This window comes from Rufibacter roseus, assembly GCF_001647285.1.
Classification (GTDB): Bacteria; Bacteroidota; Bacteroidia; order Cytophagales; family Hymenobacteraceae; genus Nibribacter; species Nibribacter roseus.
The window spans coordinates 351,492-365,251 of record NZ_LRML01000001.1; the positions used below are offsets into that span (position 1 = coordinate 351,492).

Here is a 13,760-nt window from a genome sequence, read left to right on the forward strand (position 1 = left end):
GAATCTTGTACAGAAAGCTCTTGGCCTCGTTTTTTTTCTGGGGGTAAAATTTCTTCAGGTGGATTATTTAAGTTTCTTTCAATCATTAAGCTCTCTTGCCGCAGTCTCTGTTTAGCAACGCTACTATGGCTAAGAGCAAACTTTAAAAAATACTCTTACTTAAAGGGCTATTTTAAGACATCTAAAAATGTAGATGCCAAAGTCTCAACCGAGATAGATCTTGTTTAATCGATTAACTTAAATTATAGGTTTTCCTGAAGCTTTGTTTGGTGCTTATTAGAATGAAAACTGAGGATATGTTTTAGAGCTGTTTTGGTAAAATTTGCCCCAAAACAATACTTTCCTGAGTGGTCATTCCTGCCGGAGCTTATTTAAGATAATTACCTTTCTTTAACACCTCTGCCCATTTCTGGTAACCTTCAAGGGTTAAGTGCAGACCGTCGTGTGTGTATTCTTTGATCAGACGTTTCTCACTGTCCAGAAAGTGTGGGTGCAGGTCTATCAGCGTAACATTCTCTCGGGTTGCCAATTCTCTGAGCCCGCGGTTCACAAAAGCAATGTGCTCGTCTTTGTTGTAGTGGTTCTTGAACTTGTCAAAGGTGTTGTTTGTAGGTAACAGCGTTTGCAGGTAAATTTTAGTTTTGGGAGATCCCGCTTTGATTCGCGAAACCATTTTCTGGAAATTATCTAAGATAACCTGATCTGGGATATTTCGCGAAATGTCATTGACGCCAATCAGAATAAACACTTTGGCGGGTTGGCCTTCAATTACTTCATCTAGCCGCTCTAACACGCCAAATGTTATGTCACCGGAAATACCACGGTTTCTGGCGTTAGGCAGTTGCAGAAGTTCGCTCCAATCAGTGCCTGCGGTAATGCTGTTCCCCAAGAAAATAATGTCTTTGGTAGAGTTAGGGAAAAATTTGAACTGGTTTACTTTCAGATCATAGGCCGATGGACGGTAGGTGCTGTCCCACTTGGCAGTTTGAGTTTGGGCTTGAGCCGATGAAATAAGTGCCGTAAGCGCAAATAGAAAGGCTATTTTAATTTTTTTCATGGGTGCTGTTGTTTGCTTGTTTGAGATTATTGTTTCAGGCCTGTTTTTGAAAAAGTAAGCCAGAAACAGGTAACCATGTCTATTTCAATTGCTGGAACAGGTTGGGGTAGTCTGAGATAATGCCGTCTACGCCCATTTCTTTCAGGCGCTCCATGTCTTCAAGGGTATTCACAGTCCAAGGAATTACTTTGATGTTTTGCAGGTGGCATTTCTGGAGCAATTCTGGAGTCACCAATTTGTAGTTGGGGCTGTAAATGGTGGGGGTATAGCCTAGTTGCTGCAAGTTTTCTTCAAAAGATTTCTTGTTATCTACCAGCAGGGCGGTGCGCACCTGCGGATATTTCTGGTGCAGAACCTGTAACGTGCGCGGGTCAAAGGACTGGATAGTGACGTAAGGAACGATTTTTTTCTCTTCCACCACCTCCCTGAGCATGGCCACAAAGGCATCGGGGGCTGGGTGTAATTTGTTGTCTCCGGCGGGCTTAGACTTGGTTTCTATGTTATAGAAAACCTGGGGCAGGTTCTTTGCTCTTAGGTAAGACTGTACTGAGTCAATCAGTTCTGCCAGCCTGGGAATATAGGTCTTGACCTGCTGCTGCTCCGGAAAGTTCTTGTATGGTTTAGTTCCTAGCTCAAAATCCCGCACCTGGTCATAATTCATTTGGTAAACTACGTGTTTCTTTGCATCTTCTTTGGCTATCTCTTGGCCGTTAGGCAGCCGCGCGTAGTTAGCGTTAATGTGTGGGTCATGGGTCACCACCACCTGGTCATCTCTGGTGATGTGGGTGTCCATCTCAAGGGTAGTTACCCCTACGTCTAAGGCCATACGCATGGCGGGTATGCTGTTCTCTGGCAGAAGCCCACGCGCGCCGCGGTGCCCCTGGGTGTCAAAAGTGGGTAAATCTGGCATGTTCTGTTGCGCTATATTCTTGCTGCTTTTACAGCCTGCCAGCAGAGTAGCACTGAGAAGTATAGCGGTAAGTGCTTTGTTCATGGATTTTCTCTACTTCTAAAGGGTGAAATATGAGTTATAGGCGTTCAGGTAATTTTGCTTAACCAGGTTAACCTGCCGTACTTTCATACTTATTGCCGAAACGATCGGTGGCTACTACTTTAATTTGTTTTACCTCTGGTTTCACATGTCCTGTAAACAAATGCTCCGTTCGGGAAGGCTCGGCAAAGGGCCGGCGGGTTGGTAATTGATCACCACGCATGGTGCGTACGGCAACTGGGTCAAATCCTTTGTTGTTTTCCAATGCGCCCATGTAATTGCCGTCAGCATACCATTCTACTTTCCAAGCCGGGTCCCAATTCCACACATTAGCAATAAATCGTTTCTGGTCTGTGAGCTGTTGGACGTCAATGCTTAGCTGGTGCGATGGATCATGACCGGTAGATTTGTAGTACCACTTCAGTTGGTTGCCGTCTACCTGGTACACACCATAGCCATTAGGGGTTCCGTCTGTACAGATAGGGCCTGTCCACCAGGCACCGCTTACGGTGCCGTGTACGTGTTCAAATATTCCTTCTCTGGCTGTATTGTAATTAGTATGGGTGTGGCCCGTCATAATGTGTACCTGATAACCCTGCAACAGCGAATACAATTCTTCATTATTCTTTACCCTTGCAACCGGAATATGGGCGCATAAAATAATTAGCTTGTTTTTTGAAACATGCTTTAGGTCTTCTTTGAGCCAGTCTAACTGCTGCGCCGTAATAAAACCATCGTACTCTCTTTCTTTGCCCAGGTACCGCACATCATCCAGCACAACATAGTGTGCCTTGCCCCGGTTGAATGAGTAATAGGTTGGGCCAAACACTTTCTGGAAGGTAATGTCTGAGGTCTCGTCTCCTCCTTGTCGGTAGTCCATGTCATGATTGCCGAGCGCTTGAAAAAACGGTATGCCCATGGCCGCTACCGCTTTATTGTACTGCGGAAAAAGCCGGTGGTTGTCCCATACTAAGTCACCCACGCCAATGCCATGTACCAGTGCGTCAGGCCCCATATTTTGCACCAGTTTCTGCACATCTGGCACAGAATGCTGCATCATTAAGGCTACATCTTGTTTGTTCTTTACTTGTGGATCTGCCCAAATGATAAACGAGTGCTGACTGTCATCTTTTGAAAGGGGTACCAAGTCAAAGTCATAATGATTGTCTTTGTCAGGGATAAGCGGAAGGTAGTGTTTGGCAACGCCATTTTCAGTAGGGAAAGCATAGCCTGAGGGGACTGATACAAAAACAAAATTGGCCTTTGGGTTGCAGGGAAGTTTGAAACGCCCCCGTTTGTTTGTTGTCACGACTGCAGAACCATCTGAGACGATTACATTTGCCAGTTTTTTACCCTGCGCCTGTACAGTTCCGCTGATAGTTCTTTTTACTTTTTTGCTCTGAGCTAAAACCCCAGGCCCGGCCATAATTAGGCCTCCGGAAAAGATGAACAAGCTCTGGAGGAAAAATCTTCTTTTCATTTTACTTAAGCGAGGGTGCTTGTTATAACTTCTATATTGCTGTTTGCCTTCTGTTTTTGGCATGCTTTTTTAAAAACAAGCCAAAAACAGAAAACATAATATCATTTTATAGGCCTATGGTGCACGAGTAATATCGGTCTACCCGTGGTAAAAGAAGTAGCTGATATAAGAAAGACTACTCCGTCTACTAGTTTGCCCTTGATATTCAGTTCTGTTTTAGGCCTACTTTTAATAAAACAGTTCTATAACAGAATTTGACCGCATGCCCTACTTAAAGGCATTTGTAAATGTTTATGCAGGCGGTTATTGAAGGGCATACTGGTTTGCCAACAAAGGTTTATATTTCTGATAGAGGCTTCTGGCTTCTTCTATTGAATTACCTTTAGTCTGATCAGAGTAGGGCTCATGACTATTCACCCATTGCCATTCCCAGTCCTTTATTTTTTTATCAAACTCCTTTTGATCCATGGGTTTGCCCTGTGCCATTGAGGTGTTGACATAGTCAAAAAACTGGCTCCAACGGGGCTTGTAAAAGCCGGTTAGCATACCAGACCATTGCCGGCACGAGTAATCATGCAGCCTGCTGTCTTTGTCTCCCCAGAGGGTAATCAGGTTGCGGGCGTTTTTCTCGTACAAATCTTTCTCTGCTTGATTTTTTCCCCATGCTTTGGCAGAGTTAAGCCAGCGGCCCAAAAGAAACTGGTGGTGCGTGGCCAATAGCCGGTCCATGTCTTCTATCACCGCCAAGAACTGCTGACTCCGCTTTCTAAATGCGGCAGTGTCTTCTCTTTGGTAATCCATGGCAAACTGCTGTTGCAAGGTGTCGGCATAATTAGCCAGTACCTGGCGGGTTACATCTACCAAGTCATACCTGAAACCCTCACTGTTCTTCAAGTCCTTAGAGGCGGCTAATAATCCTTCCCAGGCTGGAATCAAATCGGCAGGGCGGTACGCTTTGTCTGTGTCGGTCCAGCGGTTTTTCTTGTTAAAGGTAGGTCTGCCGGTTATAATAGACTCTGGCCCGCCAGATTTTATAGCTCCATCGTACACGGTGTGGCGCAATATTTCCCACGCTTTTTCTGCGGATGCATTTTGCTGGCCATAACGCCTTTGAACATAATTTGGGAGCCAGGTATCCAAACTGATGGGAGTGCTGCGCCAAACGTTTTCCAGCATGAGTTCATACATGACCGGGTTTTGCTCAATAGCTTCGGGCGTTAGCCCTATGCCTACCATGTTTCTGGAGCTGGGGTCTTGCAAAGCAGTGGCCGGACCGTTGGCAACGCTGTTCATGCGGCCGTACATGCTCACATTTCCGCCAAAGTTGTGAAGCATGCACCATATCCAGGGTTTGCCGTAGTAGGCATCGGTTCTGCTCCATACAGGTTTACTCTCGCTGTACAGGTCCAGTACTATCATTTTGTCATTAGGTACGGCATTGAGCAAGGCCTGTATCTGGGTAGGCTGCCAGAATTTAGCGGAGTAGGAGAACATCCAGCCCTGCATAATCCAGGTGGCTTTTGGGTCTACCGAGGCCATAGACTGGTACACTTTCTTACTGATGTCGTTCAGGTAAGTAGAATCATTGGTGGGCGGGGTGTTCTCATTGAAAGTGTCGGCTGAGTAGTAATGGTCTGTGCCGAAGGTATTGATTTCCTCCTGCAGGAATTCTTTCCCTACAGTTGTGAACATAGGGTCATCAGGGTCAAGAATATATACTTCGTCAAAGCCTTGCCACCGGGTTTTCTTTAGTTTGGCCTCAGGGAATTTGTCTTTGAAAGCGGGGGGGACGTGTCCGGTAAAAGCGGGTAGGATAGGGGTCATGCCTAAAGCGCGCTCCTGCTCCAGAATCTTTTTCTGCAGTTCTTCATGGCTTTTCATAAAGCTTTGGGGCAGCGGACCGCCCCAGCCATCAAGGTTGCCCATCCAGAACCAGTTAAAATAGGCGGGGCCGCTGTAAAAACTAGCTAAGTCTTTGTCTGTAAAGCCCAGTTTTTTGTAGACCCGGTCCCAGATGGCGTTTTGTCCGGTTACGGCCAAAGGCATGTTAATGCCGTTCATGGCCATCCAGTCAATCTCTTTCTGCCACCGCTCCCAGTCCCACCAGCTCATGGTGTAGTTGAAGGTGCAGTAATTAAGGTAGTACCGGTATTTGTAAGGGGAGACTTTTCTGTCTTTTTGCGTTACCGCAGGCAGTTTTTTAGGCAGGTTAAGAGTAGAGCCGTTCCAGGAAATATGGGAATTGGTGTACGTTTTCAGGTAATGATTTAACGCACTGGCTACTGACACGCCATTATTGCCACGCAGTACAATCTTTCCTCTTTTGCCCTCCACTTCAAACACATCATTTTCACCATCACTGGGAATAATTGCTACCTGAAACTGATTGGCATGTTTGGGGAGCACACGTTTGATTAAGGCATAGGCCGCTTTCTCCTGCGCATCAAGAACTGCCTTGCCGGAACCTGTATTGCCGGCTATAGCGCCTTGCATGGCACATAGAATTGCAATCAAATAGAGGGAGTATTTATATATTATTTTCATTGTTCGGTAGTAATGGCAGTTATATGTATAGTAAACCTAAGCCTTGAATCCTGTTTTTGCGCTGATTTCCAAAAAGGAGCTTCAAAACGCGGGCAACTAAAGATTGTTAAGTAATTATCTCCTGCTTTACCGTACCATACCCGGAAGCTTTTTCATTTGGTCATAGTAGCTCATGAAAGAATCAAAGAACGTAGCGTGGTTCTTGAACAAGAGCATGACCTCATTATTGTAATAAACGGCATTGCCGGTGTAGTTGTGGGTGCCAGTAATCAGTAAGGTAGATTGCTCTCCGTTCAGCTTACCTTTAATGAGCATGAACTTGGCGTGGTTGTTAATCTTGCGCTGGTTAGAGAGAGTCAGGTTGTATATTTTAACGTAGGCACCCTGCTGATGTAAATCATCGAGCGCGGATATAATCTCTGGTGCGGCTGTGCTTTTGGCTATTACCTCTACGGTAGCACCCTGCTCATGCAGGCTTTTTAATTTTTGTACTACGTTTATGCGGGCGGCAGTCCAGTCAGACATGCCAACCCTTATCAAGGCCGAAGAAGGCTCGGTGATTTGGTTTAAGATATCAATGATGGGGTCTGTGCCGTAATTTCTGCCGTTTCTTCTTTTAGGGAAAAAGTAAGCAGTAAGACCGGCAGCAGGGTCTTCAAACTCCCTGTACTCAAAATTCTTCATACCGCTGGAGGCTTTTGCCTTCATGTCATTCCAATAAGTAAGATAGGCGTCGTAAAGCCCCGGGTTAGAAAGTACGGTAGCTTCCTGAATCTTCTTTGAATCGCCTTCAGTAAAATTGTGCGAGGTCTGAAATACAATCTTCTCCGCTTTCCCGTCTGGTGTCTTGAGTTCAGAGAAAATCACGAATTTGTTGTGGTTAATAGAAGTATTGCCGGCATCATTGTCTACCACTACCACCTCTGAGTTTGGTTTGATAAAGCTCCTGAGTTCTGAAATAGTAGGCGCATTCTCAGCCTGGGTTTCGGCTCGGCTCATGTCTACCATTAGGTGCAGATTTACGCCCCGGTCGCTGGCTCTTCTTAAGGCGCTGATGACTCCTTCATGGGTAAAACCAAATATGCTAAGGTGCAGAGAAGATGCTTCAGGAGATGCGTCTATCATGGAAATCAACCTGTCCATGATTACAGGAGAAGCAACTGAATTACCAATATGGGTTAACTGGGTGAAAATAAGGTCATTCACCGACGACTCCAGGGGAATGGTAGTGTCGTTTTTAGGGGGAGTTTCTTCTGTTTTACAGCTAGAAAAAGCGAGGAGAAACAGAAGAAATAAAAATTTTGTCTTAAACATAATGGCGTTAAAGATGTAGACTGCATGAATTAAGTCATAAACAGTACTTTTTAAACCAATACCATTTTGGCTTAATTTTTAGGAAATAAGCCAAAACTGTAAATAGAGTGGCAAGAAGATAGTTTTAACTTGCCTGCAACGGAACCGATATAGGTACTTAAGTTACCTAATCAATTAAGGGGTCATTTAATCCAGAGATGAAGCAAGGAAAACTCTGCTTCATCTCTGGAAATTGAAAGAACATGTTCAACGCTGCAGCCTCTGAGGGGAACAGCCGTTAAACAGTTTTTAATTTTGGTATATGGCAAAGTCATCTAAGCCTAATCGACCATTATCTACTGTTGCCGAGTTTCTACCTAAGCCTAATTTAAGGACTCTGAACCTAACTGGGCCAGTAACATCCATCAAGAATACAGCTGTTTTTTCTACTTTGCTGGCATCTGAAATAGTAGGTCCAATTTGGGTCCAGGTACTTCCCTGGTCCTGTGAGAACTCTAATCTCCAGGTACTGGACGCGTCGTTATAATAAGAGCCGTATAGCATAGTTACTTTAGACGCTCCATTCGGGACATCAAAAAGCATTTCAACATAGGTGTCATAGTCCAATTGCTGTTGCATTCTGACTCCTTGCTCTCCTGTGAATCTATCACGACCAGCAGTGTTGCCAATGATGGCTTGATACAGTTTCCAAGGGCCGGTGCTAAATTCTACGGTGTTGTCCCAGATTCCTCTGTCTCCGTTGACCATGTTGTAGCTTGGCTTTGTTGTTTGAGGAATGCCCTCAAAACTTTCCGGGAAACCTGGATATATAGGTCCGCTTGGATCTTGTACGTCTGTTATATTTCTTACCCAAAGTTGTGCCTCTGGACCATTTGCACCGTCTCTCTTTATTACCGGTATGCCGGTGTAAGAGGCGCTGGCATATACCCTGCGGTTGGCAAAGGCAGCGGTTGGCTCTGTGTGCAAAATGGCTGTATTTGCTCCGCCGTCTGTTAGAGTTTTATCGCCGCTAAAAGTGGTAGAAGCTGTAGGGGTAGGCGTTACGTTACCGGCCACTAGCTTCACCAATGTGCCCTCATACAACTCAGGTCTGGTAACCAACTGTTCAAGGCTTACCTCCCGCAGGTGCACTTTTGCATTTTCAGATACTTTCACCACTCTATCCGTAGATAATCCGGTAATCTGCAAAACACCGTTGCGCTGCGTAAGGGTAGACCCTGTCAAGTTTACCACCACTGAGTCGCCTACCTTAAAAGCTGATGTGTTTCCTCCTTCCAGATTAAGGGAAATACCTCTGATCTGGCCTCTTCTGTGGCTTTGAACAACTATGTTGTTATTTCCACCCGGGACATTCTGACCCGCAGGATCAGAAATGACTACCCCTAAAATTTGCTGAGCACCCATTAACTGATCTGTGCTAAGGGCTACATCATTCCCTTTATACATAGCCCGTATATCTTCCAGTGAAATATAAGGGCTAGGTGTGCCAATGGCATTGTTTACGTCCTCTTCCAAACAACTGGTAAAAGCCAGAGCACTCAACAAGAGGCTCAATAGCGTGAATATTTTATTTTTCATGATTTCTTATTAAAAAATCTAAACTTATGAATTAGGCTAACCCGTTATTCTTGCCACCAAACTTTGGTGTTTATGTTGTCTGGCCCTTGGTCTGCTACCGCAGCCCGGTAGTTTTCCTGGTTTAGAGTCTGCACAAACAGTGGGTAGTTTAAACGCGCTGGCATTACGCCTCCATTTTGAAGTCCCGGCCCTTTTGGTAGAACAGGGTGTCCTGTCCTGCGGAATTCAAACCACTGCTGAAAGTCTGTGAAAAACAAAGTGTAATACTTCTGCAGATGGATTTGCTCTAGTTTGGTTTCAAAGTCTTGGTTTTCGTTCCATTTTACCTCAGCCTTTTCCAAGTAATTGTCTGGCACGGGAACTTCCCAAAAGGTAATAGCGCTGGTAACACCGTTTTCATAGTAGGTTTTAGGGTCTCCGGAAATGAAGCCTCTCAGGGCTGCCTCTGCCAGAATGAACTGCAGCTCAGCGTAATTCAGAATATTGCCTAACCGTGGCTCAGTGGCCAAAGCTGGAAGGTATCTTGACTGAGCTTCTGGTACGTTGGTGACAGGGTAGCCGCTTGGTATTCCTGAATAGAAACTTTCCCAAACGGTTGCCCACAGCGGCAGCCTAGGATCTTCCCATTGCAACAAGTTGTTCACGAAAAACTGACTTAGAGAAGAAGAACCGTTAAAGTCAAAGGCCCGCCAGGTATGAAAAGTAGACTGGTAAGGAACAGCGCCCGTGAACATGAGAACTGCTGATTCCATATTAGAGGCCATGATGGGGTATTCGGCTGGTTTTTCCTGTACAATTTCCCTTATTTTTTCTGCGGCTGTTTTTCCACCGGCAATAGGTTCTGATTTACCAGAAACTCTTAAGAGAAGACGCAAATACAGAGAGTTGCCGAATTTGCGCCAAAGGGCTACGTTGCCTTTGTACAAAGGGTCTTTCTCTGACTGCACCGCTGTTAGGTTACTGCTTCTTTTTAATAATGCGTTGGCAGAGTCTAATTTCCGGAATAGGTCAGCATAGATTACCTCCTGCTTGTCAAACTTAGGCATATACTGCCCAGTCTTACCCTGAATGGCCTCTGTGTAAGGTACATCACCATAGGTATCTGTAATCAATGAATTCACCCAAGCATCCAGAATCAGAGAAATTCCCATAAAGGCGGTACTACCTGTTTCTTCAGCTCCTACGTACATGTCTCTGATGTTGGTCAACTGCATGTACCAGTTGGTCCACATGTAGTCAGCTTCGGCGGTTCTAATTACGTAGCGGTGAATTTCATCTGAATTTACCGTGGTAACGTGCACCTGCATAAGTTCGTTGGTGAGACGCATAGCCCGGTCCAGATTTCTTTTCACTATGTCTGTGATGGCGGGTGCCAGCAAATTCTCAGGTAACGCTCTGGCACTTTGGTTGGGGTTTTCGTTCATTTCCTCAAACCCCTCGGTGCAGGAGAAAGCAAGTCCTAAGCAACAAGTAATCAGAAGGCTTAGGCTGAATATCTTTATTCTTTTCATTTTCTTTACTTTAAGTCTTTTGTCTAAATACCAATGGTAAGGTTAATGCCCATGGTTCTGGTAGCCGGGAACTGCCCTAATTCAAAACCAGCGTCAATGGTACCGTTGTTCATAGTTCCGAATTCAGGGTCAAAGGCTGGCCAGTAGCTGAATATGAAAAGGTCTCTGCCGTATACCCCAATAGAAGCTTTCTGTAGCTTAAACCTTTTTACAACATTTGTTGGTAAGTTATAGTCAAGGCGTGTTTCACGTAATTTTATAAAGTCTGTGCTGAACAGGTTGCCTTCTACATTGTCACGGCCAAAATGCGCAGTATAATAGGTCCAGGCATGTTCCGCAATGACATCGTTTGGTCTGTAACTCCCATCTGGTGTGCGAATAACCCCATTGCCTATTATACCGTTATAACGACCTGGTACTGTTTTTTGCAACTTGCCTCCCTCAGCCAATACAGCATGTGTCAAAGAATATGCTTTGGCGCCAAATTGCGCGTCGAACAAAATGTTCATGCTAAACTGCTTGTACCGGAACTGGTTCCCCAAGCTAGCTCTCCATTTTGGCATGGCATTACCTAAAAGAATCATTTCATCTCCTAACAGAGGGTAGCCATCTTCATAAATGATTTGTCCATCTGGAGCCCGAAGGTAACCTCTCCCGTAAATGTCACCCATGGTGCCACCTGGTCTTGCTTCCACTGATCCACGACCACCTGGTCCTCTTTGCAGCTGATAGGTAAGTAGGCTGTCTGCCAGTTCCACCACCTTATTGCGGTTGGCAGTGAATGTGCCAAAAATGTCCCAGCTGAAGCCTTGCCCGTTTCTGAAAGGTGCAGCATTAGCTTGAATCTCGATACCTTGGTTTTGCACCTCGCCTGCATTTAAAGTTGCATATCTGTATCCAGAGGAAGGATCAATAGGCACGGGTAAGATTTGGTCAAAGGTTCTGCTGCGGTATAAAGAGACATCTAAGCCTACTCTTCTATTGAAAAACCTTAGGTCAGCGCCCACTTCAAAACTTTGGGTGTTCATGAAGTTCAGGTTAGGGTTGGCAATAGTGCTGGGGTTAGACAAACCTCCTGGAAAACCTTGTTCGGTGGCGTAGGTAAAAGATGTCTGGTAAGGTCTTGTAGAACCACTTCCTACTGCGGCCACTGATCCTCTTAATTTTACAAAAGAGACAGCCTCTGGCAATGGAATTAATTCAGAAATGATAGTGCTAACACTTACAGACGGGTAGAAGAAGCCTAACTCTTTGTCCATACCTGGAGTAGCCAACGTACTAGCCCAGTCTTGTCTGGCTGTCAGGTCTAAGAAAAGCCATTCGTTGTATCCAAAGGTGGCAAGGCCGTAGATACTATTTACCGCAAATTCTGCGCGGTACGGGTAGGCTAGGGGCACCACGGCACTGTTGGCGAATGTGAAGATGTTAGGGTAAGACAGCTGATCTGCCCTGAGTTCATCTCTGTTATAACGATTCGTCATTCTGCTACCACCCACTGAAACACTAAAGTCAAATCTGTCCCCGACTTCACGTCCATATCTTAATAGGAAGTCACTGGTAGTTTCTTGAGAGAAGATGTTCTGGGTACGGTACATCCCCTGTTTAAATTTCTCAGTGTCCATTGGCCGTTGCTGTGAACGAGATTCATATGAATAGTCAAGAGCAGTGCGGATCATCAAGCTCAGGTTCTTTGTGAAGTCATAGGTGGCTTGTACATTACCAGTAATGGAGTGCCGGTTAGACCTGTTAATCATTTCATTAGCAATCAGGTAAGGGTTGTCTACCAAGCTGCTGAACGGGTAATTTTGCACAACGCCTTCCATGCCAGGCTGCCAATATTGTTTCAGCCAGTTAAGGTCGGCATTAGGCACCTGGAACATGAGCCAATACATAAGCGATTGGTTGTTGTAGCCAGTAGAGGGCAGATTGTCTGCGTACTTGTTTGTATAGTTGATCTTTGTGCCTATTCTCAGCTTATCTGTTACTTTCTGGTTAACAGACAATGCAACGGTATTACGGTTGTACCCGGTGTTTGGAATAATCCAGGAATTCTGAAGATTGGTATAAGAGAAGCGAGCCGTGGTGCGGTCGGTACCGCCGTCAAGCGTGATACTGTTGGTAAAGGTTTTGCCAGTCTGGAAAAAATCTTCCCGGTTGTTCTTGTAGGGTACCCACGGCGTTCTGACAGCCCCGGTAGTACGTGTTTCCGGATCATACTGGTAGAACATTTGGCCATCAAACTTAGGCCCCCATGCAGAACTGGTGCTCCGGGTACTGGGGCCGTCTTCCGTGTTCAGGAAAGAGTAGTAATTAGCACCGTTTAAACCCTGGCCATATTCGTACTGGTAATCTGGCCAGCGTGAAATGGTTTCAAAGGCAGTGTTAGAATTAATGGTTACCCCAATACCTCTGTCACGGGATGTACCTGACTTGGTGGTAATGATGATGGCTCCATTCGCGCCACGGGCACCATATAACGCCGTTGCACCAGGGCCTTTCAACACACTTACACTTTCTATGTCCTCAGGGTTGATGTCATTGAGACCAGTTCCGAAATCTACGGGAGACTCACTCTGCAAATAAGCAGAGCTACCAGTACCAGTTTGGCGTGAAGTACCACCTAACACCACACCGTCTACTACTATCAGCGCCTCGCTTTGTCCTCCTAAATCATTTTCACCCCTCAGTATTATCCTGTTTGAGCCGCTAGGCCCGCCGCCAGACTTAATTAAGTTTAGGCCTGCTACTCTACCAGCTAAGGCATCAGACCAGTTGTTAGGCAAAGCATTCGTCAATTCATCACCTTGCACTTCAGTTACGGCATAACCCAATGCTTTTTCTTCCCGCTCAATACCCAAGGCAGTTACTACCACTTCAGAAAGTTGCTGATTATCCTGTGACATGGTGATGGTCACGTTTGCCTCATTCTGAGTGAAAGATCTTCTGAGAGACGAGAAACCTACAAAGGAGAAAACAACTTCTGCTCCTTTGGGCACTTCTATAGAGAAGGTTCCGTCGCTGTTAGTGGCTCCTAAAGCTATTCGATTAGCTGTAATTACCACACCAGGCATACTTCCCATTTCAGCCGAGGTGACAGTACCAGAGATCCGAACTTTTTCAGTTTGCTGAGAAACCTGCGCTACATACCCGGCGGGACTTGCGAGCATTTCTGAGCCAAGGAGCAGGAGACAGGAGCTAAGTAAAATACCTCTCCCCAGGCTGTACCTGCGTGGCAGTAATTGTAAAAATGTTTTCATATAAAGATAGGGTTAGTGGTTTCGCTAA

8 protein-coding genes are annotated in these 13,760 nt (G+C 45.5%); all 8 read right to left on the reverse strand.

What is annotated here, in order from left to right:
* Positions 1 to 367: 367 nt before the first annotated feature.
* Positions 368 to 1,057, reverse strand: a complete 690-nt coding sequence (locus A8O23_RS01110) for a GDSL-type esterase/lipase family protein (protein WP_066615482.1) — start codon at positions 1,055 to 1,057, stop codon at positions 368 to 370.
* Between the two features lie 79 nt (positions 1,058 to 1,136).
* Positions 1,137 to 2,051, reverse strand: coding sequence for a glycerophosphodiester phosphodiesterase family protein (locus A8O23_RS01115; RefSeq protein ID WP_066615484.1), 915 nt, complete (start codon positions 2,049 to 2,051; stop codon positions 1,137 to 1,139).
* Positions 2,052 to 2,118: 67 nt separating this feature from the next.
* Complete coding sequence (locus tag A8O23_RS01120) at positions 2,119 to 3,528, reverse strand: calcineurin-like phosphoesterase C-terminal domain-containing protein (RefSeq protein WP_066615875.1); 1,410 nt, start codon at positions 3,526 to 3,528, stop codon at positions 2,119 to 2,121.
* Positions 3,529 to 3,831: 303 nt separating this feature from the next.
* On the reverse strand, positions 3,832 to 6,072 hold the full coding sequence (locus A8O23_RS01125; RefSeq protein WP_239693296.1) for an alpha-N-acetylglucosaminidase: 2,241 nt from the start codon (positions 6,070 to 6,072) through the stop codon (positions 3,832 to 3,834).
* Positions 6,073 to 6,198: 126 nt separating this feature from the next.
* Positions 6,199 to 7,386 carry a phospholipase D-like domain-containing protein gene (locus A8O23_RS01130; RefSeq protein WP_066615489.1) on the reverse strand — a complete coding sequence of 396 codons (1,188 nt, stop codon included), beginning with the start codon at positions 7,384 to 7,386 and terminating at the stop codon, positions 6,199 to 6,201.
* Positions 7,387 to 7,674: 288 nt separating this feature from the next.
* The gene (locus A8O23_RS01135; protein WP_066615492.1) at positions 7,675 to 8,964 is read right to left on the reverse strand and encodes a DUF5689 domain-containing protein; all 1,290 of its coding nucleotides are present in this window, start codon (positions 8,962 to 8,964) and stop codon (positions 7,675 to 7,677) included.
* Positions 8,965 to 9,008: 44 nt separating this feature from the next.
* Complete coding sequence (locus tag A8O23_RS01140) at positions 9,009 to 10,475, reverse strand: SusD/RagB family nutrient-binding outer membrane lipoprotein (protein WP_066615496.1); 1,467 nt, start codon at positions 10,473 to 10,475, stop codon at positions 9,009 to 9,011.
* Positions 10,476 to 10,498: 23 nt separating this feature from the next.
* Positions 10,499 to 13,732, reverse strand: coding sequence for a SusC/RagA family TonB-linked outer membrane protein (locus tag A8O23_RS01145; RefSeq protein WP_082882833.1), 3,234 nt, complete (start codon positions 13,730 to 13,732; stop codon positions 10,499 to 10,501).
* Between the last annotated feature and the right edge of the window lie 28 nt (positions 13,733 to 13,760).